Source organism: Pseudomonas sp. IT-P260 (assembly GCF_949768395.1).
Classification (GTDB): Bacteria; Pseudomonadota; Gammaproteobacteria; order Pseudomonadales; family Pseudomonadaceae; genus Aquipseudomonas; species Aquipseudomonas parakoreensis.
Genome location: NZ_CATKPO010000008.1, coordinates 42061 through 66811, shown reverse-complemented (window position 1 = coordinate 66811; position 24751 = coordinate 42061). Strand labels below are relative to the sequence as shown.

Genomic DNA, 24751 nt, shown 5'->3' with positions numbered 1-24751 from the left:
CAAGTACAAAACCAACATGAGGCCAGGAATGCACAGCGAGTTTCCCACCGAATCCAGTTACCGTGATCAGCGCGAACAGTTTCTGACCGCCGCCCAAACTGCCGGAGCCACGCTCACCTCGTACGCCCATCCGCGTTGCGGCCCCTTCGGCGAACCCTTGAGCACCGACGTCGCTGTGCTCGGTGATCCGCAGGCCAAACGTCGTTTGGTGGCACTCAGCGGCACTCACGGAGTTGAGGGCTATTACGGTTCGGATTGCCAGATCGACTGGCTGAAGACTTTCGTGCCGGGCTCGCTGCCCAAGGATGTCGCGGTAGTGATGATTCACCTGATCAACCCCTGGGGCACCGCGTGGCTGCGCCGGGTCAACGAAGACAATATCGACCTCAACCGCAATCATCTGGATTTCACCGCCCCGTTGCCGGATAACCGCGCCTACGCCACGTTGCACGAGATCTACGCCTGCACCGATTTGCACGGCCCCGAGCGTAAGCGCACCGATGCCTTGCTCGAAGCGCAGATTGCCGAACACGGCTGGCCGGCGGTGATGTCAATTGTCGAGGGCGGTCAGCATAGCCATCCCGATGGACTGTTCTATGGCGGCCACGCACCGAGCTGGTCGAATCGCACCTTGCATCAGATCATCGACGCGCATTTGACCGGTGCTGAAACCGTGATGTGCTTCGACCTGCACACCGGTGCTGGCGAGTACGGCCATCCGATGTTGCTGACCATCACCCAAGCGCCTTACCCGGCGCTGGCGCAAGCGCAATCGATCTACGGCCCGTGGCTGTACACCTTGCACACCGGCGCACAAACGTTGAGCGAAACCGGTGTCGCGGCGACGGCGACCGGCTACACCTCGCAGGCGTTGCTCAACGCATTACCGGGTGTGCAACTGATGCCGTTCGTGATTGAGTGCGGAACGTATCCGGGGCCGGAGGTGCATCGGCATTTGCGCGATGACCATTGGCTGCACCTGCATGGCAATCCGCTGGATGTGCAGGGGCGGGCGATCAAGTTGAATCTGCTGGAGCAGTTCTATCCGGCCGATCCGGACTGGCGGGCGATGGTCGGGTTGCGTACGCGGCAGATTTGGGCGAAGGGGTTGATGGCCCTGTCGGCAGAGCAGACCTGAATAGGTCGGGCCTGGCATTGTGGCGAGGAGATCAATCCCCTCACCACAGATGAAGGTTTTTTCGAGGCATAAAAAAACGGCCTACCTTTCGGTAAGCCGTTTTTAGTACTTGGTGGCTACACAGGGACTTGAACCCCGGACCCCAGCATTATGAATGCTATGCTCTAACCAACTGAGCTATGTAGCCAAGTGGCGCGCATTATTCCCCTGAAATGGAAAAGCGTCAAGCGTAAATTTAAAAATTTTTTCTACGCTTTCAACCGTTTATCAAAATTACTGGCTCAGCAGGGGCGAAGGGCAGCGTTCGAACCAGCGGCTGGCCTGTTCATAGGCGTGCGCCAGTTGCAGAACCGCGAAGTCCGCCTGATGCCGGCCGATGATCTGCAGCCCCATCGGCAACCCCTGTGCATTGAAGCCGGCCTGGACACTGGCCACCGGGCAACCCGACAGCGTGCCGGGGATGACTACCTCCATCCAGCGGTGATACGTGTCCATGCTCACGCCCTCGATAGACGTCGGCCAAGGCTGGGTTTTATCGAACGGGAAGACCTGTGCACTGGGCAGCAGCAGGTAATCGTAGCGTTCGAACAACCGGGAAATCGCCCGATACCAATCGCTGCGCACCACCGACGCGGCGAACACTTCGCTCGCCGACAGCTTCAGACCGTTTTCCACTTCCCAGCAGGCTTCCGGTTTCAGCAGCTCGCGTTTCTGTGGATCAGCATAAGTTGCGCCCAGCGACCCCGCGACCATCCAGTGCCGCAACGTCCGCCAACTGCTCCACAACCGCTCAGGCGCGAACCCCGGCTGAACGGATTCAACGTGGCAGCCAAGGCTTTCAAAGTCGGCAAAGGTCTTCTCGCACAGCGACAGAACGCCGTTTTCCATCGGCAGATAACCGTTGAAGTCTCCCAGCCAACCCAATCGCGTGCCCTTGAAATCACGCTCCAGCGGCGCGGCAAAGACCTCTCCGGATTCAGCGATGGACAACGGCGCCCGGGCATCGCCCCCAGCCTGCACCGACAGCAGCAACGCCGCGTCGCGCACGCTGCGGGCCATCGGTCCTTCATAGCCAAGTTGATCGAAAAACAGATCGGCACTGTCATCAAACGGCACGCGGCCCTGAGACGGGCGGAAACCAAAGATATTGTTGAACGCCGCCGGGTTGCGCAGCGAACCCATCATGTCGCTGCCATCGGCCACCGGCACCAGATGCATCGCCAGCGCCGCTGCTGCGCCGCCACTGCTGCCACCGGCGGTTTTGCTCGGGTCAAAGGCGCAGCCGGTAGCACCGAACAGCGTGTTATAGCTCTGCGAACCGAGGCCGAATTCCGGGGTGTTGGTCTTGCCGATGATGATCGCGCCGGCAGCCTTGATCCGCTCGACCATGATGCCGTCGCGCTCGGGGATAAAATCCTTGAACAACGGTGAGCCGAGCGTGGTGCGGATGCCTTGGGTCAGCGACAGATCCTTGATCGCGTGGGGCAGGCCGTGCATCCAGCCACGGTATTCACCGCGCGCCAGTTCGGCGTCGCGCGCATCGGCCTGGGCCAGCAGAACATCCGGTGCCTGCAGGCTGATCAACGCGTTGACCTGCGGATTGAAGCGTTCGATATGGGCAAGATAAGTCTGCATCACTTCGCGGCAGGACACCTGGCGCAGGCGGATGCGTTCGGCGAGCTCATGGGCCTGCAGCAGGACCAGTTCGCTGATGTTATTGGAATTCATGACAACGGCGCCTTTCAGACGGCTGGAGAAACGCCCCGGCCGCATGCCGGAGCGGCAGGAATCAACGCATCAGGTTGGTCCAGAGACGGTCAGCGAGGCGAATCGCGCTTTCACCGCAAGTCTTGCTGAACACCACGTGAGTGCCCTCGGGAATGTGCAATTCCGGCGCATCCTTGAGCGCCGCATCGAGGAACGGTTCGACGCCTTTGATCGGGCTCTGGTGTTTGAGGAAGTTCTGGGTCATCGCCGCGTTTTCCGGCTGGCTGAGGAAGGCGATGAACGCCTTGGCATTCGCCGGGTTCTTGCTGCCGGTGGGGATGACCATGTTGTCGACCCAGGCCAGTACGCCTTCTTTCGGGTACAGGTATTTCAGGCTCGGTTTCATCTCGCGGGCGCGCATCGATGAGCCGCCCCAGAACATCGACATGTCGATTTCACCCGAGGCGAGGTTTTCGCGGATCGAGCCGGCCTTGGAGCTGTAAGTCTTTACGAACGGCTTCTGCGCCTTGAGCAGCGTCAGCACCTGTTGCATCTGTTTCGGGTCTTCACTGCACAGCGGAACATTCAGATAGAGGCTGGCCATGTCGACCATCTCGCTGGTCGAGTCGAACATGTTGATCCGTCCCTGCAACTCGGCTGGCGGCTCGTACAACACCTTGTAGCTGTCAGTCGGGCCTTTGTAGCGCGCGGTGTCGAGGACTACGCTGGTGGTGCCCCAGATGAATGGCACCGAGTACGCGCCCTCCGGGTCCCAACTCGGTTTTTTCAGGTTATCCACAACGCTGGCGTAGTACGGCTCTTTGACCGGGTCGAAGCGCTCCAACAGGTTTTCCTTGATCAGGATCGGGATGAACTGGTGCGAAGGAATCGCCACGTCGTAACCGGCGCCGCCCTGTTTCAGTTTGGCCAGCAGGGTCTCGTTGGAGTCGTAGGAATCGACGGTGACTTCGATGCCGGTCTGCTTCTGGAACTTGGCGAGAATCTCCGGCGAGAAGTATCCGCTCCAGCTCACCACATTGAGTTTTTCCGCGGCCTGAACGCTGCCGGTCATCGCCAGCGGCACAGTCAGGAACAACGCAGTGCCGACGCTTTTTATCCACTTGCTCATGCTATTTCCCCACAGTTCTTGGAAGGTTCAGGCGTTCTTTTTGCCCAGCAGGTAAGAGAGGCTCACAAACAGCACCGAGACGCCGAGGATCAGGGTCGACACGGCGTTGACGTCGGGTGTCACGCCCATGCGCAACAGGCCGAAGATGAAGATCGGCAGCGTTGTCGTACCGGCCTGGGCGACCATCATCGAGATCACGAAGTTATCCAGCGAGACGATGAAGGCCAGCATCAGCCCGGAGAAAATTCCCGGCATCAGCAGCGGCAAGGTCACCTTGCGGAAGGTCCGCCACGGGCCGGCATACAGGTCGGCCGAGGCTTGTTCCAGCGACAGGTCCATGTCGTTGAGGCGAGCGCGGATCGGCAGGTAGGCGAACGGAATGCAGAACACCGTATGGGCGATGATCAGGTTGCCGTAGCCCAGCGACAGGCCGATGGTGGAGAACAGCGCCAGCGTCGCCACACCGACGACAATTTCCGGCAGCACCAGCGGCAACATGATCGCGCCCATCGACAATTGCAGGCCCTTGAACTTCGCTCCGCGTGAGGTGCCGAGGGCGGCGAGGGTGGCAATCGCCGTGGCGATCATGCTCGCGCAGACCGCGATCAACAGGCTGTTGCCGGCGGCCTGGCGCAAGGCCTGATTGGCGAACGCGGCGCGATACCAGTCGAGGCTGAAGCCGGTCCACACCGTCGCGGATTGGTTGGCGTTGAACGAGAACACCACCAGCACCACGATCGGCGCGTACAGGTACAGATAAAACAGGAAACTGAAGCCGCCGAAACCGGGGAAGTCCTGCACGCCCAGCCCTTTGCGTTTGAATAGCGCGAGCATTACGCACCTCCTTTGGCGATGCGCTGGCGCTCGGCGCGCAAGGCATACACGGTCAAGACCAGCATCACGGCGGCCATCAGCACCAGCGACAGCGCGGCGCCGAACGGCCAGTTACGTGCATCGCTGAACTGCCGGAAAATCAGGTTGCCGAGCATCATCCGCGTGCCGCCACCGAGCAGTTCCGGGGCGATCATCGCACCCAGGCACGGCACGAACGTGAGGATGGCGCCGGCGAGAATTCCCGGTTTGGCGATCGGCAACACCACTTTGCGCAAGGTGCGCACGCGGCCGGCGTACAGATCCTGCGCCGCTTCGAGCAGGCGGATATCCATCTTTTCCAGCGTGGCGTAGATCGGCAGCACCACGAACGGCGCGTAGGTATAAACCAGCCCCAGCAGCACCGCGCCGTCGGTGTACAACAGCTGCAACGGTTCATGGATGACGCCCATGCCCAGCAGACTGTTGTTTATTACTCCGGTGTTGCGCAGCAGCAGAATCCACGCGTAGGTGCGGATCAGCAGGTTGGCCCAGAACGGCACGGTGATCAGGAAGATCAGCAGGCCACGCCGATGTGCCGGTTGCATTGCCAGCCACACCGCGACCGGGAAGCCGATCAACAGCGTGATGAGTGTGGTCAGCCCGGCAATGCCGACCGAACGCAGGGCGATGATCAGGTAGGAGTCGGCGAACGCCAGGCTGTCGTCCATCTGCCGTTCGAACAGCAACGAGGTATAAGCATCGCTGCTGAAGACTTTGTTGACCCCGCCGTAGGGGTTGGCTTCCATCAGCGAATAGCCGATGACGATCAGGATCGGCACCAGCAGAAACAGGCCAATGGCGACCAGCGCCGGGCTGACTCCGAGAAAGCTCTGGAAAGCCTTGCGGCGTTCCAGCGTGTTGGCAATCGGTAAGGTGTGCATGGCAACTCCTCGGGCTCAATCGTGCAGGACGCTGGCGCTTCCCCGGTCGAACAGCAGACCGGCCTGAGAGCCGACGGCAAAGCGCAGGCTCTGGTCGACGCAGTTGGGCGTGCGCACGGTGAGGCGCGAACCGTCGCTGAGGCTGACCTGATATTGCAGGTCGGTGCCGAGGTAGATCTGCGCATCGATCCGGCACGGCAGCGCGGCCTCGGTCGCGGCGGGCACCAGATGCAGGCGCTCGGGGCGCACCGACAAGCTCACGCTGGCGCCGACCGCCACGTCGCTGCACGCTTGCGCCGGCAGCGGGTGCCCGGCCGGCCCGGCGAACCAGGCTTGGCCGGCCTCGATCTTCGTCACCGTGCCCTGGATGAAATTGGTTTCGCCGATGAAGTCGGCGACGAAGCGGTTGCGCGGGCGTTCGTAAATATCTTCCGGGCGGCCGACCTGCTGCACTTCGCCCTCGGACAACACGGCGATGCGGTCGGACATGGTCAGCGCTTCTTCCTGGTCGTGAGTGACGAAGATGAAGGTGATGCCGGTCTTGGCCTGAATGGTTTTCAGCTCTTCGCGCATGGCCTGGCGCAGCTTCAGATCGAGCGCGGAAAGGGGCTCGTCGAGCAGCAATACTTTCGGGTGCGGAGCCAGGGCGCGGGCGAGGGCGACGCGCTGTTGCTGGCCGCCGGACAGTTGCGCCGGCTTGCGATTGGCGAAGCGCTCCATCTGCACCAGCGCGAGCATCTCGCGTACGCGCTCGGTGATTTGCGCCTTGTTCAGCACCTTGCCCATCGGCTGCGATTCGAGGCCGAAGGCCAGGTTCTCGGCGATGGTCATGTGCGGGAACAGCGCGTAATGCTGGAACACCGTGTTGACCGGGCGCTGGAACGGCGGTCGGTCGGCGATGTTTTCGCCGTACAGCAGGATCTCGCCTTCGGTAGGAAACTCGAAGCCGGCGATCATCCGCAGCAGGGTGGTCTTGCCGCAGCCGGAAGGGCCGAGCAGGGTAAAGAATTCGTTGTCGCGGATGTCCAGGTCGATGTTTTTCAACGCCACCGGACCGGTGTCCGGATCACCGTAAACCTTGCGCACCGAGCGGATCGACACCGCCAGCGTTTGCAGCGAATGCAGGGCATTCATGCGTTACCTCCGATTCCCCCATCGCCTGCGATTGCGCTGCGAATCAGCGAAGTCGTCGGGCCATGGATATTATTTTTCTGGGCAGGATCGAGATTGCGTACGGGGTGAAACCAGCTGTTTTATTGTTCTGCTGTGGCTCGATTATCAGCCAGTGCTTGCGTGAGGCGACACTTCAATTTAAACATGGCAGCTGTTAGTTAATTTAACAGCCAAAGGTGCCAGGAATCATGCCCGACCACCGTTTGCCGCCGCTCAACGCGGTGCGTGCATTTGATGCCGCCGCGCGCCTGGGCAGCTATGTCGAGGCTTCGAAAGCCTTGCACGTGACCCAGCCAGCGATTGGCCGGCACGTGAAGTTGCTGGAGGACTGGCTGGGCATTCAGCTGTTCGAACGCACCTCGCGCGGGGTCAATTTGACGCCGGCGGGTGAGAAGTACCACCGCAAGATCAGCGCGGCGTTGCAGTTGATCATTGAAGCCGGCAAGGAGGCGCGGCCGAAAGATGCCGAGCGCTGGTTGCGGATCATGGTGGTGCCAGGGTTTGCCAAGCGCTGGTTGATGCCAAGGATCGAAACCCTGCGGCATCTGCGACCGGGATTGAAACTGGCGATCGAGCCAAACTCGACCTTCACCGAAGTCGACGGCAAAAGTGCCGATCTGGGCATTGTCTATGGCCTTGACGGGCAGTACGCCGACTCCCGTGCAGCATTGATCTGCCCGCGGGTGTTTCCGATCTGCACCCCGCAATACCTCGCCAGCATCGAGCCTGTGGTCAGCCCGGCAGATCTGGTTCGCCATGAACTGATCCACGTCGATGATGGCGAGTGGTGGAACTTGTGGTTCGCTGCCCACGACCTGGATATTCACCTCAATTCCGACATGCTCTACGTCAACAACGATCACGCGCTGTCGGTGGCCGAGAGCGGGCAGGGCATTGCCTTGGCCAATGAAGTGCTGGTTCGCGAGGAGCTCAAGTCCGGCAAACTGGTGCGCGCGGTGGACGCGCAGGTGAAGCTGGAAAGCTATCGGGTCCTTACGCCGTCCGCCGAACTGTCGGCGGATGTGGCGTGGTTTATCCAGTGGCTGAAGACCGAGCTGGAAGCGGACTTCCCCGAAGCCGTGATCAACTGAGGCGGAAGCGTGCGGTGTTGTCGCTCAGAGCCTTGCTGCCCTGACTCAGGGTATCCGCCGCGAGATTCACTGCGCGGGCACCTTCAAGCAGACGCACCGCGGCTTGATCGACCTGCTGGATATTGCCGCTGACTTCATCGGCGGTGCTTGCCTGTTCTTCCACGGCGGTGGCGATCTGCGCCAGGGTGTCAGTGACACTCTGTACCGCGCTGGCGATTTCGCCGAGACGTTCACCAAGACCGGTCACGGCGTCGGCATCCGATTGCGCCTGGCCGCAGGCGGCTTCCATCAGGCTCACCGCCTCGTTGACCGTGGCGCGCAGGCTGTCGACGGTGCCGGCGATCTGCGCGGTGGATGACTGGGTGCGCTGCGACAGGCTGCGCACTTCATCGGCGACCACGGCAAACCCGCGTCCCTGTTCGCCAGCGCGTGCGGCTTCGATGGCGGCGTTGAGCGCGAGCAGGTTGGTCTGTTCGGCGACGCCACGAATGGTGTCGACCACCAGTTGAATCTGCTGCCCCTGTTCGCTGACCCGACCGAGTGCCGCTGCGGTGTCGTTCAGGCGTTGATTGAGTTGCTGAATGCTCGCCGTGGTGCGCAGGCTGTCGCGGCTGCTGTCGGCGGCGATGCGCCGGGTGTGCTGGGCGCTGCCGGAAGCCTGTTCGCAACTCTGCGCCACACCTTGCGAAGTGGCGGCCAGTTGCGTCGCAGCGGCGGCGATCTGGCTGATCTGCAACTGCTGCGCTTCGACTTCGCTCAGCGCGCCGCTGGAATGATCGTTGAGGCTGCGCACCGCGTGGCCCAGTTGCGAGGTTTCGTGATCGACCCCGAGCATGCTGGCGCGCAGTTGCACCACCGCGACGTTGAGCGCGGTGCTGATCGCCGCCAGCTCATCGCGGCCCACCACCGGCACTTGCAGGCTCAGGTTGCCGTCACGCAGGGCTTCGGCAAGCAGGGTAATGCCGCTGGCGCTGCGGCGGATCGAGGCTTGCAGGCAGACGAACAGGTACAACGCCGCCAGCAACAGGCAACCGAACACCGCGGCGACCACGATGAATTGGCGAATCGCCGAGCCGTGGTAAGCGTCCAGGCGCTGATCCAGCGACAGCAGTGATTGCTGGCGCAATGAGGCGAGATCGCCCAACAGTGCATCGAGGCTGCGTTCGAAGTCTTCCGGTTTGAGTGTGATGCTGCCGCCAAACACGCCGTCATCCAGCACCTTCAGCCCGGCATCAAGGCGCTTGAGGCTGTCGTGATACTGACCGGCCCAGGTGTGCAAATCGCTCGGCAGACGCGCTTCGAGCAGGCCTGCGGTTTTGACAAGCTGTTCGCGGGCGTCGCCGATGCGGCCACGCAGATCGCGCAACTGCAAGCGACTCTGCAAAGTGAATTGTCCCGAGACCACCGAAGCCTGGCCGACGGCGGCGAGGCGGCCCACGCGCTCGATCAGATCCGGTGCGTGCTGTGTGGAGATCTGCGTCAGCAGATAGGTTTCCAGCCATGGCGCCAGCGTCAGGCGGTTGTCCATGACGATTTGCTCGCGCAACGCTTGCAGGGCGCTGAGGGCGTTGGTGAAACGATCGTAACCGTCCGGCCACCAACCGACGCTGCTCAGGCTTTTCGAGTCCAGACCACCGAGCGCGGTTTGCAGGGCTTGATAGCGGGCGAGGGTTTCACCTTCGGCGCCTTCCTTGTTCAGAGCGTTGCCCAGATCGCTGGTGGCTTGCTGGAGGGCCGGTTGCACGGCATCGAATGCCGCCATGGCGGCGAGGGTGGCCGGGGTCGGCTGGCGATTGGTTTCGGTGGCGCGCCAACGGGCGGCGCGGTCACGCTGGGCGGCGAGCAGGTTGTCCAGCGCATCAAGGCTGAGCAACTGGCGCACGCCGGCACGCTCGCCGGCAATCAGGTTGAGTTTGTTGCGATAGTCCTGACCAATCATCAACAGGCTACCGGCCAACGGCAGAATGAACAGCAGAAACAACAGCTGGAATTTACGCGCGAAGCCAAACCGCCCCAGCAATTTGATCCCCGGTGAAAGGAAAGCCTGCATGCCTCATGACTCCTCTGGACACCACGCACCAACGGCGTGCATCGCGGTCGTGCGACCTCGATGTTGTGCCCTGCTAAAAGGCCTCGAAAGTTCACTCTCGCCCGCTCGGTAGGCCGGCTCTGTAGCGAAACTTCCCATTCTCGGCGACCTTTGTAAGGCCGCCGCGTTCGAGGGGAGAAGCAACGCAAGATTCAGACCATGGCGTTGCGCTATCACCTATCCCATGTAGGAGCTGCCGAAGGCTGCGATCTTTTGATCTTGATCTTAAAAACAAAGATCAAAAGATCGCAGCCTTCGGCAGCTCCTACAGAGATTGGTTTGTTATTCGGTTGATTAGTTAGCTGGCTAAGGGGATGGCGCTGGCGCACCGAAAAATGGCACATTGACGGACCTGCCCGCGTGCACCCATCTGCTGTACGGAAACTTTCATGGCTATCAGCAACGCTCAGACCGCCGCTGCCTCGGCGTCCTCTCCTCCGCAAAGCAGCCCGTTGGTGATGCGTATCATCGGCGCGGTGGCGCTGGCGCATTTGATCAACGACCTGATTCAGTCAGTGCTGCCGTCGATCTATCCGATGCTCAAAGCCAACTATGGCTTGAGCTTCACCCAAGTCGGTTTGATTACCCTGACCTTTCAACTGACAGCATCGCTGTTGCAGCCGTGGGTCGGTTACCACACGGACCGCCATCCAAAACCGTGGCTGTTGCCGGCAGGCTCGATCTGCACGCTGATCGGCATCGTGATGATGTCGGTGGTCGGCAGTTTCCCGTTGATTCTGCTGGCGGCGGCATTGATCGGTATCGGTTCCTCGACCTTTCACCCCGAAGCCTCGCGAATTGCCCGGCTGGCCTCCGGTGGCCGCTTTGGTCTGGCGCAATCGACCTTTCAGGTCGGCGGTAACGCCGGTTCCGCGTTCGGCCCGTTACTGGCAGCGGCGATCATTATTCCGTTCGGTCAGGGCAACGTGGCGTGGTTCGGTCTGTTCGCGGTGTTTGCGCTGTTCGTGCTGTACCGCATCAGTCGCTGGTACGCCCATCACTTGAACCTGTTCAAGCTCAAGGCCGGGCAGGCGGCGACTCACGGGCTGTCGAAGGGCAGGGTGATCAGTGCGCTGGTGGTGCTCGGCTTGCTGGTGTTTTCCAAGTATTTCTACATGGCCAGCCTTACCAGCTATTTCACCTTCTACCTGATCGAGAAGTTCGACCTGTCGGTGGCCAGTTCGCAGTTGCACCTGTTCCTGTTTCTCGGTGCGGTGGCGGCGGGGACGTTCTTCGGCGGGCCGATTGGCGACAAGATCGGGCGTAAAGCGGTGATCTGGTTTTCGATTCTCGGCGTGGCACCGTTCACCTTGCTGATGCCGCACGTCGATCTGTTCTGGACCTCTGTCCTCAGTGTGGTGATCGGCTTCATTCTCGCCTCGGCGTTCTCGGCGATTGTGGTGTATGCGCAGGAACTGGTGCCGGGTAACGTCGGGATGATTGCCGGGGTGTTCTTCGGCTTGATGTTCGGTTTTGGCGGGATCGGTGCGGCGTTGCTCGGGCATCTGGCGGATGTGCACGGGATTGAGTACGTGTATTTCCTGTGCTCGTTTTTGCCGTTGTTTGGCGTGCTGGCGATCTTCTTGCCACGAACCAAGAAGGCCTGACCCCACACCATTTCCAACTGTGGGAGCGAGCCTGCTCGCGAATGCGGTGTGGTATTCACAGAGGTGTGACTGACACTCCCTTTTCGCGAGCAGGGGAAATATGTTCAGCAGTAAATTTCAGGCACAAAAAAGCCGCGTATCAAACGCGGCTTTTTCTTGGACGTAACGTTTACACGTTGAAGCGGAAGTGCATCACGTCGCCGTCCTTGACGATGTAGTCCTTGCCTTCCAGGCGCCATTTACCGGCTTCCTTGGCACCGGCTTCGCCCTTGTACTGGATGAAGTCGTTGTAGGCGATGACTTCGGCGCGGATGAAGCCTTTCTCGAAGTCGGTGTGGATCACGCCAGCGGCTTGTGGTGCGGTGGCACCGACGCGGACGGTCCAGGCGCGGACTTCTTCGACGCCAGCGGTGAAGTAAGTCTGCAGGTGCAGCATTTCGTAGCCGGCACGGATCACGCGGTTCAGGCCAGGCTCTTCCAGGCCCAGGGCCTCGAGGAACATGTCCTTCTCTTCGCCGTCTTCGAGCTCGGCGATTTCCGCTTCGATCTTGTTGCACACCGGAACCACCATGGCGCCTTCTTCTTCGGCGATGGCCTTGACCACGTCCAGGTGCGGGTTGTTCTCGAAACCGTCTTCAGCGACGTTGGCGATGTACATGACCGGTTTGGTGGTCAGCAGGTGGAAGCCCTTGATGATCGCCTTCTCGTCGGCGCTCATGTTCTTCATCAGGCTGCGCGCAGGCTTGCCTTCGGTGAAGTGAGGGATCAATTGCTCCAGCAGGGCTTTCTGAGCCACTGCGTCCTTGTCACCACCCTTGGCATTGCGCGCGACTTTCTGCAGTTGCTTCTCGCAGCTGTCGAGGTCGGCGAAGATCAGTTCCAGGTCGATGATTTCGATGTCGCGCTTCGGGTTGACGCTGTTGGACACGTGAATCACGTTGTCGTCTTCGAAGCAGCGCACCACATGAGCGATGGCGTCGGTTTCACGGATGTTGGCCAGGAACTTGTTGCCCAGACCTTCACCTTTCGAGGCGCCGGCCACCAGGCCTGCGATGTCGACGAATTCCATGGTGGTCGGCAGGATGCGTTTCGGATTGACGATGGCCGCCAGAGCGTCCAGACGCGGATCCGGCATCGGCACGATGCCGCTGTTCGGCTCGATGGTGCAGAAGGGGAAGTTCTCGGCCGCGATACCGGATTTGGTCAGGGCGTTGAACAGGGTGGACTTGCCGACGTTAGGCAGGCCGACGATGCCGCAATTGAATCCCATGGTGTTTCCCCTCGGATTAGAGTCAGGCCTTCTGGCTGTGCAGGTTTTTCATCGCGCGGTTCCATTCACCGGCGAGGATATCCGGCAGCACGCCGAGGGCAAAGTCGATGCTGGCATCGAGTTTTTCCTGTTCGGCGCGTGGCGCACGACCCAGGACGAAATTTGAAACCATACTGGCGACGCCCGGGTGGCCGATGCCAAGCCGCAGGCGGTAGAACGTATTCTGATTGCCCAGTTGCGCGATGATGTCGCGCAACCCGTTGTGACCGCCATGGCCGCCGCCCTGCTTGAGCTTGGCGACGCCCGGAGGCAGATCGAGTTCGTCGTGCGCCACCAGGATTTCTTCAGGCTTGATGCGGAAGAAACCGGCGAGTGCCGCCACGGCCTGGCCGCTGCGGTTCATGTAGGTGGTGGGAATCAGCAGACGAACATCCTGACCCTGATGCGAATAGCGTCCGGTCAGGCCGAAATATTTGCGATCGGCCACAAGGTTCACACCTTGCGCGGCAGCGATGCGCTCAACAAAAAGGGCCCCTGCGTTATGCCGGGTCTGTTCGTATTCAGCGCCTGGATTTCCCAGGCCAACGATCAGTTTGATGGCAGTCACGATAGGGGCCCTTCCTTGGAGTGGTCGTTGACATCGCCGCGATCAGTGAAGGCGGCGAAAGTGGACGAAAATTGCTCATTTACCATGAATGTAAACTCCGCGTTCCCGCCCGCTTTCTCGCTACGTTCCAGTCCGCGATGTTTCACTCACTCCGACGAACAGAGTGAAATTACTCTGCTGCGCCTTCTTCGGTAGCTTCTGGAGCAACACGTGGAGCGTGGACGTTGGCTACTGCCTTGTCATCGCCGTGTGCCAGAGCAACGAACTCGACACCTTTAGGAGCTTTGAGATCCGACAGGTGAACGATGGTGCCGATTTCAGCGTTAGCCAGGTCGACTTCGATGAACTCAGGCAGGTCTTTTGGCAGGCAGGAAACTTCGATCTCGGCAACAACGTGCGAGATTTCGCCGCCTTTCTTCACTGGAGCAGCTTCGTTGATGAAGTGCACAGGAACGATAGCGGTCAGTTTCTGGCCAGCGACAACGCGTACGAAGTCAGCGTGCATCACGTGGCCTTTGGCCGGGTGACGTTGCAGAGCTTTGATGACGACGTTTTGTTTCTTGCCACCAACGTTCAGCTCGATGATGTGGCTGTAAGCCGCTTCGTTTTCGAGCAGTTTGGCAACTTCTTTGGCCAGCATGCTGATGGATTCAGGGGCTTTGTCGCCACCGTAAACAACAGCTGGAACCAGAGCGGCGAGACGACGCAGGCGGCGGCTCGCACCTTTCCCCAGGTCGGAACGCACTTCAGCATTCAGAGTAAAATCGTTCATTTTGTATCTCCAAAATAGCCATGACCGAGCGGCGTTTGCGACCAGCGCCAAACACGGTATGGGCAAAAAAGCCCCGCCCCGACAGGTATGCCGGGGCGGGGCGCTTTTCGTCAACGAGACATTTCGAGAAGGGCAGGGCCCTTAACGGAACATCGCGCTGATCGATTCTTCATTGCTGATGCGGCGAACCGCTTCGGCAACAACCGGTGCGATATCCAGTTGACGGATACGTGCACAGGCTTGTGCTGCAGCGGACAGCGGGATGGTGTTAGTCACCACCAGCTCGTCCAGCACGGAATTTTCGATATTCTCGATGGCCCGACCCGACAGCACAGGGTGTGTGCAGTAGGCAAAGACCTTGGCTGCGCCATGCTCTTTCAGGGCCTTGGCCGCGTGGCACAGAGTGCCGGCGGTATCGACCATGTCATCGACCAGAATGCAGGTACGCCCTTCGACATCACCAATGATATGCATCACTTCAGAGTGATTGGCTTTCTCACGGCGTTTGTCGATGATCCCGAGATCCACGCCCAGCGACTTGGCAACGGCACGTGCACGCACGACGCCACCAATGTCCGGGGACACGATCATCAGGTTTTCGAAGCGCTGATCTTCAATGTCATCCACCAGAACCGGGGAGCCGTAGATGTTATCTACCGGAATATCGAAGAAGCCCTGAATCTGGTCAGCATGCAGATCAACCGTGAGCACACGGTCGATGCCGACTACGGTAAGCATGTCAGCAACGACTTTCGCGCTGATAGCCACACGTGCGGAACGCGGACGGCGATCCTGACGGGCATAACCAAAATAAGGAATAACAGCAGTGATACGAGTAGCCGAGGAGCGGCGGAAGGCATCAGCCATCACTACCAGTTCCATCAGGTTATCGTTGGTCGGGGCGCAAGTCGGCTGAATAATGAAAACGTCTTTACCGCGAACGTTTTCATTGATCTCGGCAGTAATTTCGCCGTCGGAAAACTTGCCGACAGAGATGTCACCGAGAGGGATATGCAGCTGACGTACAACACGCCGAGCCAGATCGGGGTTAGCGTTCCCCGTAAAGACCATCATCTTGGACACGCGCAGTACCTAGAGGCTGAGGGTAACCTGGATGAGTATAGAAAATGGCAGGGGCGGCTGGATTCGAACCAACGCATGGCAGGATCAAAACCTGCTGCCTTACCGCTTGGCGACGCCCCTGTATCTGTTGCTTCAAGTGCCTGGCACTTGATTCCTTTTAGAGCAGACTTTGTAGCTTGCGATGCAACATCGAAACGTTGCTTCCTTTTGCTACAAACCCTGTAAGGGTCTCTGTAAGAAGGGCCGAGACTTTATCAGCTTCAGCTTTGCTTGGGAAGCCCCCAAACACACAACTTCCAGTTCCGGTGAGTTTTGCTTCGGTAAATTTACCTAACAAATCCAATGCGTTACGTACCTCTGGATAACGCCTTGCAACCACCGGCAAGCAGTCATTTCGACTGTTTCCCTCGGGAACGGGGCGCACTTTAATGGGCGGCGTGTTACGTGTCAACAAAGGATCGGAAAAAATTTCTGCCGTACTTACAGAGACTTGCGGCACGAGCACCAGATACCACGGTTCTTCGGGGTCGACCGGGGTCAGTTTTTCGCCCACGCCTTCGGCAAATGCCGCGTGGCCACGAACGAAAACCGGCACGTCAGCGCCGAGCGAAAGGCCCAGTGCAGCGAGGCGATCTTCATCCCAGCCCAGTTGCCACAGGTGATTGAGACCGAGCAGGGTAGTGGCCGCGTTCGAGCTGCCGCCGCCGATGCCGCCACCCATCGGCAGCACCTTGTCGATCCAGATGTCGATGCCCAGTGTGCAGCCGGACTGTTGCTGCAGCATTTTCGCCGCGCGTACGATCAGGTTGCTGTCGTGGGGCACGCCAGCGAATTCGGTGTGCAGATGAATCACGCCATCATCGCGCACGGCGAAGGTGATTTCGTCGCCGTAATCGACAAACTGAAACAGCGTCTGCAGTTCGTGATAACCGTCTGCACGGCGCCCGAGAATGTGCAGCATCAGATTGAGCTTGGCCGGCGACGGCAGCGTCAGACGTGGAACGGTCATGGGTTATTGCCCCAATTTACGCGGTTGCCAGGTCTTGATCACCAGCGTCACGTCCAGATCGGTGCCATGCAGTTTGATCCGCTCGGGCAGCCAGTAACCGTTCTGCTCGGCGTAGCTGAGGTACTCGACCTTCCAGCCGTCCTGTTCCAGATTGGCCAGGCGACTGTCGTTATCCAGGGTCAGACGGCTTTTGCTGCTGGGCGCCGGCAGGCCACGGACCCACCAGGCCAGATTCGACACGGGCAACTTCCAGCCCAGTTGCTCTTCGAGCAGCGCTTCCGGCGACTCGGCGTCATAGCGGCCCTGATTGGCGACTTCCAGCGAGACCTTGCCCGGACGCCCGGTCAGACGCGCCGCGCCACGACCCAGCGGGCCGGACAGACGAATGTCGTAATAATCCTGGCGTTGCAGCCAGAACAGCGTGCCGCTACCGGAATCTTTCGGTGCGCGGATGCCGATCTTGCCGTCGATCTGCCAGCCGTCGAGGCCGGTCAGCTGTTGTTTGTTCGCGGCCCACTGAGCCGGACTGCCGTGGCCCTCGACCGATTCGCGAGCACCGAAGCCCGCGCAACCGGCGAGCAGGGCGATGAAACTGAAAACAATAACGTGGCGCAAAAACATGAGTTAAAGAGTCTCGGATCCGGTCAGGCGCTTGATGGTGCTGCGCAGGATGGTGCTGTCGGGCTGATCCTTGAGGAATTTGCCCCAGACTTGTTTGGCTTCGCGCTGATTGCCCTTGACCCACAGGACTTCGCCCAGGTGCGCGGCGACTTCGTGGTCCGGGAAGCGCTCGAGAGCCTGACGCAGATACTTCTCGGCGTCGTCCAGATTGCCCATGCGGAAATTCACCCAGCCAAGGCTGTCGAGTACCGCCGGGTCTTCCGGATTGATCTGGTGCGCCTGTTCGATCAGGGCCTTGGCTTCTGCATAGCGGGTAGTGCGATCGGACAGGGTATAGCCCAGCGCATTGAGCGCCATGGCGTTGTCCGGGTCGCGCTTGATGATCAGGCGCAGGTCTTTTTCCATCTGCGCCAGATCATTGCGTTTTTCCGCGAGCATGGCCCGGGTGTAGAGCAGATTCAGATCGTCCGGGTATTGCTGCAAGGCTTTATCCAGCGTTTTCCAGGCCTTGTCGTCCTGTTTGTTGGCCGACAGGGTTTCGGATTCGATCAAATACAGCTGGATCGCGTAATCCGGCTGGGCATCGCGCTCGGCCGCCAGTTTGCTCTGGGCCTCGGCGGTCTTGCCGTTGTTCATGAGGATGTCGGCCTGACGCAGTTGCGCCGGCAGATAGTCATTGCCCGGGCCGACCTGGGCGTATTCGATCAGTGCGCCCTGTGGATCGTTGCGCTCTTCAGCAATGCGGCCGAGGTTCAGGTGCGCCGAATCGACGTGGCTTTCCCGGGCAATCAGGTCTTCCAGATAACCTTTGGCCTCGTCCCAGGCCTTGGCTTCCAGGCAGACCAATGCCAGCGAGTAACGCAGTTCGTCATCTTCCGGGTATTGCTGAACCAGGGTGGAGAACTCGACTTTGGCGTCGTCCATCCGGTCCTGTTCGACCAAGGTGCGCGCATACGTCAGGCGCAGGCGCTTGTCGTCCGGGTATTTCTTGATGCTTTTGCGCAGCAGTGGCAATGCTTCGTCGCCACGATTCAGGGTTTGCAGCAGGCGCGCGCGCAACAGGATCGGAGCAATCTCGCCTTCTTCCGGCGGGTTGTCTTCGAGCAGGGTCAGGGCGGCTTTATTGTCGCCGTCCTGTTGCAGCAACAGGGCCTTGCCGAAAATCAGCTGACTGTTCTTCGGGTGGCGCTGCAGCAGACGGTCGAAACTTTTCATCAAACCGTTGCGGGTTTCCTGATCGGTATCGGCCGCCGACAGTGCGAGGAAGTCGAAATGAGTGTCGCCCTTGCCCTGCAGGACTTTCTCCATGTAGACCATGGAGTCGTCGTAACGCCCGGCGCGGGCCAGTTGTACGGCGGCGGCGCGTTGCGCTTCGAGGTCGTCCGGGGCGTTTTTTGCCCAGATCAGCGCGGTATCCAGCGCAGGCTGGTCGGCACCGAGGTATTCGGCGATGCGGAACGCGCGCTCGGAAACCCCCGGATCCTGGGTGTTGATCGCCTGGGTCACGTAGTTGTCCAGGGCAATGTCGAAACGATTGCGCTGGCCGGCGAGTTCGGCGCTCAGCAGGCTGAAGACGGTTTCCTCGCTGAACGAGCTGTAAACCTTGGGTTTTTCAGGCGCGGGCGTGGTGTCTTCAACCGGCGGGGTACCGTCCGGCGAAACGGGTGCCATGGCCTGGCAGCCGCTGAGGAAGACAAAAGCAAGGAGCAACGCGGAAGATCTATTCATATAGGAGAAGGACGACTAACCTGCGGTCGGATCATCATGACACAAGCCTTCGGTCAAACATAACCGAGTCTCGAATGTGGCCTTTATAGTGGCCGACAATTGGGACAATAGTCAGCGGTAGTTGTTCTGAATCTGACGAAGTAGGACAATTGCCGGCTTCACGTCACCATCAGCGACCTTGAATGGCCTTCCTTGCACTCGGTATTAACCACAAGACTGCTTCAGTAGACGTCCGCGAGCGCGTGGCCTTTACCCCTGAGCAGCTGGTGGAGGCCTTGCAGCAGCTCTGCCGACTCACCGACAGCCGCGAAGCTGCGATCCTCTCCACCTGCAATCGCAGTGAGCTTTATATAGAACAGGATCAGATTTCCGCTGATCTGGTTCTGCGCTGGCTGGCCGATTATCACCATTTAAGCCTCGATGAGCTGCGCGCGAGCGCTTATGTGCACGAAGATGATGCGGCAGTTCGTCACATGATGCGCGTCGCCTCCGGGCTCGACTCGCTGGTGCTGGGCGAACCGCAGATCCTCGGCCAGATGAAATCGGCCTACGCCGTGGCGCGTGAGGCGGGCACCATCGGCCCGCTGCTGGGGCGACTGTTTCAAGCGACGTTCAATGCCGCCAAGCAAGTGCGTACCGACACCGCCATCGGCGAAAACCCGGTGTCCGTGGCGTTTGCCGCCGTCAGCCTGGCCAAACAGATTTTCAGTGATTTGCAGCGCAGCCAGGCCCTGTTGATCGGCGCCGGCGAGACCATCACGCTGGTCGCCCGCCATTTGCACGAGCTGGGGGTCAAGCGCATCGTGGTCGCCAACCGTACGCTGGAGCGCGCCAGCCTGCTGGCCGAGCAGTTCGGCGCGCATGCGGTGCTGCTATCGGACATTCCGGCAGAACTGGTGCGCAGCGATATCGTGATCAGTTCGACCGCCAGTCAGTTGCCGATCCTCGGTAAAGGCGCCGTCGAAAGCGCGCTGAAGCAGCGCAAGCACAAGCCGATCTTCATGGTCGACATCGCCGTACCCCGCGACATCGAGCCGGAAGTTGGCGAACTCGACGACGTTTACCTGTACAGCGTCGACGATCTGCACGAAGTGGTTGCCGAGAACCTCAAGAGTCGGCAGGGCGCAGCCCAGGCGGCGGAAGAGATGGTCTCGGTCGGCGCCGACGATTTCATGGTGCGCCTGCGCGAGCTGGCGGCCGTCGATGTGCTCAAGGCCTATCGGCAACAGAGTGAACGTCTGCGCGACGAGGAGCTGCAAAAAGCCCTGCGCCTGCTGGCCAACGGCGGCAACGCCGAAGACGTGCTCGGGCAACTGGCCCGTGGCCTGACCAATAAACTGCTGCATGCGCCCAGCGTGCAGTTGAAAAAGCTTTCTGCCGAAGGCCGCCTCGATGCGCTGGCCATGGCCCAGGAACTCTTCGCCCTCGAGGGCTCACCGGATAGTTTTTCGGATAAAAAACCGCAATGAAAGCGTCACTGCTCAACAAGCTGGACACCCTCCAGGACCGTTTCGAGGAACTGACCGCGCTGCTCGGCGACGGCGAAGTCATTGCCGACCAGGCCAAATTCCGCGCTTATTCCAAGGAATACGCCGAACTCGATCCGGTGGTACAAGGTTATAAAAAGCTGCTCGGCGTACAAAGTGATCTTGAAGGCGCCCAGGCGCTGCTCAAGGACAGCGACCCGGACATGCGTGAAATGGCCGTGGAAGAAGTCCGCGAAGCCAAGGAATTGCTGATCAGACTGGAAGATGATCTGCAGCGCATGTTGCTGCCCAAGGATCCCAATGACGGGCGTAACGTCTTTCTCGAAATTCGCGCCGGTACCGGTGGCGACGAAGCGGCGATCTTCTCCGGCGATCTGTTTCGCATGTACTCGCGTTACGCCGAACGGCGTGGCTGGCGCGTGGAGATCCTTTCGGAAAACGAAGGCGAGCACGGTGGGTATAAAGAAGTCATCGCCCGCATTGAAGGCGACAACGTTTACGGCAAGCTGAAATTCGAGTCCGGCGCGCACCGCGTACAGCGTGTACCCGCCACCGAATCCCAGGGCCGTATCCACACCTCGGCCTGCACCGTGGCGGTGTTGCCCGAGCCGGACGAGCGGGAAGCCATCGAGATCAACCCGGCGGATCTGCGTGTCGACACTTACCGCTCCTCCGGGGCCGGTGGTCAGCACGTCAACACCACCGACTCGGCGATCCGCATCACGCACATACCGACCGGCACCGTCGTCGAGTGCCAGGAAGAACGTTCCCAGCACAAGAACCGCGCGCGGGCGATGGCCTGGCTGTCGGCCAAGCTCAACGACCAGCAGACCGCCGCAGCGGCCAATGCGATTGCCAGCGAGCGTAAATTGCTGGTCGGTTCCGGCGACCGTTCCGAGCGTATTCGTACTTACAACTTTGCTCAGGGCCGGGTCACCGACCATCGCGTCAACCTGACCCTGTACTCCCTGGATGAAATCCTCGCCGGTGGCGTTGAAGCGGTGATCGAGCCTTTGCTGGCCGAATACCAGGCCGACCAGCTTGCAGCGATAGGTGAATAAATGACCATCATTGCCAGTCTGCTGCGTGCCGCCGAACTGCCGGATTCGCCAACGGCGCGCCTGGATGCCGAATTGCTCCTGGCAGCGGCACTGGGCAAATCGCGAAGCTTCCTGCACACCTGGCCCGAGCGCATCGTACCCAGCGAAGCGGTGCTGATTTTTACCGAGTACCTGCAACGGCGTCGAAGTGGCGAGCCGGTGGCCTACATCCTCGGTCAGCAGGGTTTCTGGAAACTCGATCTGGAAGTCGCGCCGCACACGCTGATTCCGCGCCCGGACACCGAATTGCTGGTCGAAGCCGCGCTGGAGCTGCTGGCGGCAACGCCGGCGAAAGTCCTCGATCTTGGCACCGGCAGCGGCGCGATTGCCTTGGCCCTGGCCAGCGAACGCCCGACGTGGCAAGTCACGGCGGTGGATCGCGTGCTGGAAGCCGTGGCCCTGGCCGAGCGCAACCGCCAGCGCTTGAGCCTGAACAACGCCACGGTGCTGAGCAGCCATTGGTTCAGCGCCCTCCAAGGCCAGCGCTTCGATCTGATCATCAGCAACCCGCCCTACATCGCCGCTGCCGACCCGCATCTGGTCGAGGGCGACGTGCGTTTCGAACCGGCCAGTGCGCTGGTGGCCGGTGTCGACGGGCTCGACGATCTGCGCCTGATCGTCGCCCAGGCGCCGGATCATCTGGAAGCCGGCGGCTGGCTGATGCTCGAACACGGCTATGATCAAGCCGAGGCCGTGCGTGATCTGCTGCTCACTCGCGGTTTTGAACAAGTCCACAGCCGCATCGATCTGGGCGGCCATCAACGGATCAGCCTGGGGCGCCTGCCGTGCTGAATGATCAGGAATTGCTGCGCTACAGCCGGCAGATTCTGCTGCAACACATCGACATCGATGGGCAACTGAAGCTCAAAGACAGCCGCGTGCTGATCGTCGGCCTCGGCGGTCTCGGTGCGCCGGTCGCGCTGTATCTGGCAGCGGCCGGTGTCGGTGAGTTGCATTTGGCGGATTTCGACACGGTCGACCTGACCAACCTGCAGCGCCAGATCATTCATGACACCGACAGCGTCGGCATGAGCAAGGTCGACTCGGCGCTCAAGCGCCTCGGCGCGATCAACCCCGAGATTCAACTGGTGCCGCACCGTCAGGCGCTGGACGAGGACTCCCTTGCCGCCGCCGTGTCGGCGGTGGATCTGGTGCTCGACTGTTCCGACAATTTCTCCACCCGCGAAGCGGTCAACGCCGCGTGCGTGGCCGCGCGCAAGCCGCTGGTCAGCGGCGCGGCGATTCGTCTGGAAGGGCAGTTGGCGGTGTTCGACCCGCGTCGCCCGGAAAGTCCGTGCTACCACTGCCTGTACGGGCATGGCAGCGAAGCCGAACTGACCTGCAGCGAGGCCGGTGTGGTCGGGCCGCTGGTGGGGCTGGTCGGCAGCCTGCAGGCGCTTGAAGCGTTGAAAGTGCTGGTCGGTTTTGGCGAACCGTTGGTGGGTCGTTTGCTGTTGATCGATGCCTTGGGTTCGCGCTTCCGTGAATTGCGGGTCAAGCGTGATCCGGGTTGCAGCGTCTGTGGTTCGCAGCATGCGTGAGGCGCCGATCGCGGTGTTCGATTCCGGTGTCGGCGGCTTGTCGGTACTGGCCGAAATCCAGCGGTTGCTGCCCCATGAGTCACTGCTGTACTTCGCCGATTGCGGGCACATTCCCTACGGCGAGAAATCCCCTGAGTTCATCCGCCAGCGCTGCAATGTGATGGCCGGTTTTTTCCGTGAGCAGGGCGCCAAGGCCCTGGTGATCGCCTGCAACACGGCGACGGTGGCCGCTGTTGCCGATCTGCGCCGGGATTTCCCCGAGTGGCCGATCGTTGGCATGGAGCCAGCGGTCAAACCCGCAGCTGCCGCTACCCGCAGCGGTGTGGTTGGCGTACTTGCCACCACCGGCACGTTGCAGAGCGCCAAGTTCGCCGCGTTGCTCGATCGTTTCGCCACCGACGTTCGCGTCATCACCCAGCCGTGCCCCGGCCTGGTGGAACTGATTGAAAGCGGTGATCTGCAAAGCGCCGAGTTGCGCACATTGCTGCAGCATTACGTCGACCCGCTGCTGGCCAACGGTTGCGACACGATCATTCTCGGTTGCACTCACTATCCGTTTCTCAAGCCGATGCTCAAGACGATGATTCCCGACAGCATCAGCCTGATTGACACTGGCGCAGCCGTAGCGCGGCAACTGCAACGGTTGCTGGCCGAATGTGATCTGCTCGCCGAAGGGCCGAACCGCCCGGTCAGATTCTGGACCAGTGCCGACCCCGCGTTCTTCCGCAAGACCCTGCCCCTGCTGGGTCAGGTTGCCGGCGACGTCGAAAAATTCAGCTTGTAAAAAAAATGTGAAATAACTAAAAAAACAGCTGAACTTCTAATCAGGCGCTAGCTTCTATAGCGATGAGTTATCTAGAAAACCAAACGATCGTTCCGGAAAAGGAAGTTTCAAAGTGAAGCGACTATTCTGCTTGGCCGCGATTGCGGCCGCACTGATGGGGCAAAGTATTACCGCGCAAGCTGCAGGTGTTGAATTTGCAGTGGGTGCGACCAGCGATTCGACCATGACGTATCGCCTGGGCATGAATTTCGATTGGGACAAGAGCTGGCTGCAAAGTGACGTCGGTCGCCTGACTGGTTACTGGAGCGGTGCCTACACGTATTGGGAGGGTGACAAGACTTCCAGCAACAACAGCCTGTCGTTCTCGCCGGTGTTCGTTTACGAGTTTGCCGGTCAGTCGGTCAAGCCGTATGTTGAGGCGGGCATTGGTGTCGCAGCGTTCTCCAACACCAAATATGAAAGCAACAACATCGGCGGCTCCTTCCAGTTCGAAGACCGCATCGGTTTTGGCCTGCGCTTCAATGGCGGGCATGAAGTCGGGATCCGTGCGACGCACTATTCCAACGCCGGCCTGGCCAGCAGCAACGACGGTGTAGAAAGCTACGCGCTGCATTACACGATGCCGCTGTAAGCAAGATCAAAAGATCGCAGCCTGCGGCAGCTCCTACAGGAAAACCCAATCCCCTGTAGGAGCTGCCGCAGGCTGCGATCTTTTTGCATCTAATCAGCGGTAGGCCGTGGCAATGCCTTTGCGTTCTTCAATGCACTCCGGTGCACCCATCTCGAACTCGCGACAGATCAGCGGACGTCTTTCGTAAATCGTGCACATCATGCTGTCGCGATCCAGCGCCGCGCACCAGCCGTCGTCCAGACGCAGCATGACTTCACCGCCCCACTCATCGGTATCGATAAAGCGCTCAGGCACGCCGGTGTCGGTGATCAGCATCACCTCAAGCTGGCAGCAGCACGCCGCGCAGGTCGAACAGGTGACCGCTGGCTCGGTGATTTGCTGGTGGGGAATGTTTTTCATGCCGGGCAGTGTAAGGCAGCCGCCGGTTGTC

23 protein-coding genes and 2 tRNA genes are annotated in these 24751 nt (G+C 60.3%); 9 read left to right on the top strand and 16 right to left on the bottom strand.

Features of this window, described 5'->3' with window-relative positions; genetic code table 11:
* Positions 1–28: 28 nt before the first annotated feature.
* On the top strand, positions 29–1138 hold the full coding sequence (locus ACM6HV_RS06095) for a DUF2817 domain-containing protein (RefSeq protein WP_414903761.1): 1110 nt from the start codon (positions 29–31) through the stop codon (positions 1136–1138).
* Positions 1139–1248: 110 nt separating this feature from the next.
* On the opposite strand, the gene ACM6HV_RS06090 is transcribed toward ACM6HV_RS06095, so the two are convergent.
* The 6 genes from ACM6HV_RS06090 to ACM6HV_RS06065 form a co-directional block, all read right to left on the bottom strand.
* Positions 1249–1325, bottom strand: a tRNA-Met gene (locus tag ACM6HV_RS06090).
* An 86-nt stretch (positions 1326–1411) separates the two neighbouring features.
* A complete protein-coding gene (locus tag ACM6HV_RS06085) occupies positions 1412–2866 on the bottom strand; it encodes an amidase (protein WP_414903760.1) in 1455 nt (484 codons plus the stop codon).
* Positions 2867–2927: 61 nt separating this feature from the next.
* Positions 2928–3974: an extracellular solute-binding protein gene (locus tag ACM6HV_RS06080; protein ID WP_414903759.1), complete on the bottom strand. Its 1047-nt coding sequence runs from the start codon at positions 3972–3974 to the stop codon at positions 2928–2930.
* A gap of 27 nt (positions 3975–4001) precedes the next feature.
* Complete coding sequence (locus ACM6HV_RS06075) at positions 4002–4808, bottom strand: ABC transporter permease (RefSeq protein ID WP_145593139.1); 807 nt, start codon at positions 4806–4808, stop codon at positions 4002–4004.
* A complete protein-coding gene (locus ACM6HV_RS06070) occupies positions 4808–5728 on the bottom strand; it encodes an ABC transporter permease (RefSeq protein WP_222018397.1) in 921 nt (306 codons plus the stop codon). Before ACM6HV_RS06070 ends, ACM6HV_RS06075 begins: the two co-directional genes overlap by 1 nt.
* Positions 5729–5743: 15 nt before the next feature.
* Complete coding sequence (locus ACM6HV_RS06065) at positions 5744–6862, bottom strand: ABC transporter ATP-binding protein (RefSeq protein ID WP_414903758.1); 1119 nt, start codon at positions 6860–6862, stop codon at positions 5744–5746.
* A 227-nt stretch (positions 6863–7089) separates the two neighbouring features.
* Here ACM6HV_RS06065 and ACM6HV_RS06060 point away from each other — a divergent pair, with 227 nt between their 5' ends.
* Positions 7090–7992, top strand: coding sequence for a LysR substrate-binding domain-containing protein (locus tag ACM6HV_RS06060; protein WP_145593142.1), 903 nt, complete (start codon positions 7090–7092; stop codon positions 7990–7992).
* On the opposite strand, the gene ACM6HV_RS06055 is transcribed toward ACM6HV_RS06060, so the two are convergent.
* Positions 7985–10042 carry a methyl-accepting chemotaxis protein gene (locus ACM6HV_RS06055; RefSeq protein WP_414903757.1) on the bottom strand — a complete coding sequence of 686 codons (2058 nt, stop codon included), beginning with the start codon at positions 10040–10042 and terminating at the stop codon, positions 7985–7987. The genes ACM6HV_RS06060 and ACM6HV_RS06055 overlap by 8 nt on opposite strands.
* 428 nt (positions 10043–10470) lie before the next feature.
* Between ACM6HV_RS06055 and ACM6HV_RS06050 the strand changes: the two genes are divergently transcribed.
* Positions 10471–11688, top strand: a complete 1218-nt coding sequence (locus tag ACM6HV_RS06050; RefSeq protein ID WP_145593144.1) for an MFS transporter — start codon at positions 10471–10473, stop codon at positions 11686–11688.
* Positions 11689–11857: 169 nt separating this feature from the next.
* Here the strand turns inward: ACM6HV_RS06050 and ychF are convergent, their stop codons facing one another.
* From ychF to ACM6HV_RS06010, 8 genes are all read right to left on the bottom strand, one after another.
* Positions 11858–12958 (bottom strand): redox-regulated ATPase YchF, encoded by a 1101-nt coding sequence (ychF, locus tag ACM6HV_RS06045; protein ID WP_041072487.1) that lies wholly within the window; start codon positions 12956–12958, stop codon positions 11858–11860.
* Positions 12959–12980: 22 nt separating this feature from the next.
* Positions 12981–13565 carry an aminoacyl-tRNA hydrolase gene (gene pth, locus ACM6HV_RS06040; protein ID WP_003228164.1) on the bottom strand — a complete coding sequence of 195 codons (585 nt, stop codon included), beginning with the start codon at positions 13563–13565 and terminating at the stop codon, positions 12981–12983.
* 169 nt (positions 13566–13734) lie between these two features.
* Entirely contained in the window at positions 13735–14337 is a 603-nt protein-coding gene (locus tag ACM6HV_RS06035) for a 50S ribosomal protein L25/general stress protein Ctc (protein ID WP_007967646.1), read from the bottom strand.
* A 141-nt stretch (positions 14338–14478) separates the two neighbouring features.
* Complete coding sequence (locus tag ACM6HV_RS06030) at positions 14479–15420, bottom strand: ribose-phosphate pyrophosphokinase (protein ID WP_003171603.1); 942 nt, start codon at positions 15418–15420, stop codon at positions 14479–14481.
* A gap of 45 nt (positions 15421–15465) precedes the next feature.
* A tRNA-Gln gene (locus tag ACM6HV_RS06025) sits at positions 15466–15540 on the bottom strand.
* A gap of 37 nt (positions 15541–15577) precedes the next feature.
* A complete protein-coding gene (ispE, locus tag ACM6HV_RS06020; protein ID WP_414903756.1) occupies positions 15578–16429 on the bottom strand; it encodes a 4-(cytidine 5'-diphospho)-2-C-methyl-D-erythritol kinase in 852 nt (283 codons plus the stop codon).
* Between the two features lie 3 nt (positions 16430–16432).
* Entirely contained in the window at positions 16433–17050 is a 618-nt protein-coding gene (gene lolB / locus ACM6HV_RS06015; protein WP_041072477.1) for a lipoprotein insertase outer membrane protein LolB, read from the bottom strand.
* Positions 17051–17053: 3 nt separating this feature from the next.
* Positions 17054–18778 (bottom strand): tetratricopeptide repeat protein, encoded by a 1725-nt coding sequence (locus ACM6HV_RS06010; RefSeq protein WP_414903755.1) that lies wholly within the window; start codon positions 18776–18778, stop codon positions 17054–17056.
* Positions 18779–18960: 182 nt separating this feature from the next.
* On the opposite strand from ACM6HV_RS06010, the gene hemA reads away from it, so the two are divergent.
* The 6 genes from hemA to ACM6HV_RS05980 all read left to right on the top strand — a co-directional run bounded on the left by hemA (position 18961) and on the right by ACM6HV_RS05980 (position 24321).
* Positions 18961–20247: a glutamyl-tRNA reductase gene (gene hemA / locus ACM6HV_RS06005; RefSeq protein ID WP_007967653.1), complete on the top strand. Its 1287-nt coding sequence runs from the start codon at positions 18961–18963 to the stop codon at positions 20245–20247.
* Complete coding sequence (prfA, locus tag ACM6HV_RS06000; RefSeq protein WP_414903754.1) at positions 20244–21326, top strand: peptide chain release factor 1; 1083 nt, start codon at positions 20244–20246, stop codon at positions 21324–21326. The genes hemA and prfA overlap by 4 nt, the downstream gene beginning before the upstream one ends.
* Complete coding sequence (gene prmC / locus ACM6HV_RS05995) at positions 21327–22157, top strand: peptide chain release factor N(5)-glutamine methyltransferase (RefSeq protein WP_414903753.1); 831 nt, start codon at positions 21327–21329, stop codon at positions 22155–22157.
* Positions 22151–22906 carry a molybdopterin-synthase adenylyltransferase MoeB gene (locus ACM6HV_RS05990; protein WP_145593147.1) on the top strand — a complete coding sequence of 252 codons (756 nt, stop codon included), beginning with the start codon at positions 22151–22153 and terminating at the stop codon, positions 22904–22906. The genes prmC and ACM6HV_RS05990 overlap by 7 nt, the downstream gene beginning before the upstream one ends.
* Complete coding sequence (gene murI, locus ACM6HV_RS05985; RefSeq protein WP_414903752.1) at positions 22899–23690, top strand: glutamate racemase; 792 nt, start codon at positions 22899–22901, stop codon at positions 23688–23690. The genes ACM6HV_RS05990 and murI overlap by 8 nt, the downstream gene beginning before the upstream one ends.
* Before the next feature lie 112 nt (positions 23691–23802).
* Positions 23803–24321, top strand: coding sequence for an acyloxyacyl hydrolase (locus ACM6HV_RS05980; protein ID WP_027612230.1), 519 nt, complete (start codon positions 23803–23805; stop codon positions 24319–24321).
* A 93-nt stretch (positions 24322–24414) separates the two neighbouring features.
* Here ACM6HV_RS05980 and ACM6HV_RS05975 read toward each other — a convergent pair whose 3' ends face one another.
* Positions 24415–24720 (bottom strand): YkgJ family cysteine cluster protein, encoded by a 306-nt coding sequence (locus ACM6HV_RS05975; RefSeq protein ID WP_414903751.1) that lies wholly within the window; start codon positions 24718–24720, stop codon positions 24415–24417.
* Between the last annotated feature and the right edge of the window lie 31 nt (positions 24721–24751).

What these genes read in the sequence shown, in the direction of transcription:
- ACM6HV_RS06035 (WP_007967646.1), bottom strand. Translation starts at nt 14,337, where the DNA reads ATGAACGATTTTACTCTGAATGCTGAAGTGCGTTCCGACCTGGGGAAA.
- prfA (WP_414903754.1), top strand. Translation starts at nt 20,244, where the DNA reads ATGAAAGCGTCACTGCTCAACAAGCTGGACACCCTCCAGGACCGTTTC.
- ACM6HV_RS06075 (WP_145593139.1), bottom strand. Translation starts at nt 4,808, where the DNA reads ATGCTCGCGCTATTCAAACGCAAAGGGCTGGGCGTGCAGGACTTCCCC.
- ACM6HV_RS06010 (WP_414903755.1), bottom strand. Translation starts at nt 18,778, where the DNA reads ATGAATAGATCTTCCGCGTTGCTCCTTGCTTTTGTCTTCCTCAGCGGC.
- ACM6HV_RS06080 (WP_414903759.1), bottom strand. Translation starts at nt 3,974, where the DNA reads ATGAGCAAGTGGATAAAAAGCGTCGGCACTGCGTTGTTCCTGACTGTG.
- ychF (WP_041072487.1), bottom strand. Translation starts at nt 12,958, where the DNA reads ATGGGATTCAATTGCGGCATCGTCGGCCTGCCTAACGTCGGCAAGTCC.
- hemA (WP_007967653.1), top strand. Translation starts at nt 18,961, where the DNA reads ATGGCCTTCCTTGCACTCGGTATTAACCACAAGACTGCTTCAGTAGAC.
- ispE (WP_414903756.1), bottom strand. Translation starts at nt 16,429, where the DNA reads ATGACCGTTCCACGTCTGACGCTGCCGTCGCCGGCCAAGCTCAATCTG.
- lolB (WP_041072477.1), bottom strand. Translation starts at nt 17,050, where the DNA reads ATGTTTTTGCGCCACGTTATTGTTTTCAGTTTCATCGCCCTGCTCGCC.
- ACM6HV_RS06050 (WP_145593144.1), top strand. Translation starts at nt 10,471, where the DNA reads ATGGCTATCAGCAACGCTCAGACCGCCGCTGCCTCGGCGTCCTCTCCT.
- prmC (WP_414903753.1), top strand. Translation starts at nt 21,327, where the DNA reads ATGACCATCATTGCCAGTCTGCTGCGTGCCGCCGAACTGCCGGATTCG.
- ACM6HV_RS06055 (WP_414903757.1), bottom strand. Translation starts at nt 10,042, where the DNA reads ATGCAGGCTTTCCTTTCACCGGGGATCAAATTGCTGGGGCGGTTTGGC.
- ACM6HV_RS06070 (WP_222018397.1), bottom strand. Translation starts at nt 5,728, where the DNA reads ATGCACACCTTACCGATTGCCAACACGCTGGAACGCCGCAAGGCTTTC.
- ACM6HV_RS06095 (WP_414903761.1), top strand. Translation starts at nt 29, where the DNA reads ATGCACAGCGAGTTTCCCACCGAATCCAGTTACCGTGATCAGCGCGAA.
- ACM6HV_RS06065 (WP_414903758.1), bottom strand. Translation starts at nt 6,862, where the DNA reads ATGAATGCCCTGCATTCGCTGCAAACGCTGGCGGTGTCGATCCGCTCG.
- ACM6HV_RS06085 (WP_414903760.1), bottom strand. Translation starts at nt 2,866, where the DNA reads ATGAATTCCAATAACATCAGCGAACTGGTCCTGCTGCAGGCCCATGAG.
- ACM6HV_RS05975 (WP_414903751.1), bottom strand. Translation starts at nt 24,720, where the DNA reads ATGAAAAACATTCCCCACCAGCAAATCACCGAGCCAGCGGTCACCTGT.
- murI (WP_414903752.1), top strand. Translation starts at nt 22,899, where the DNA reads ATGCGTGAGGCGCCGATCGCGGTGTTCGATTCCGGTGTCGGCGGCTTG.
- ACM6HV_RS06060 (WP_145593142.1), top strand. Translation starts at nt 7,090, where the DNA reads ATGCCCGACCACCGTTTGCCGCCGCTCAACGCGGTGCGTGCATTTGAT.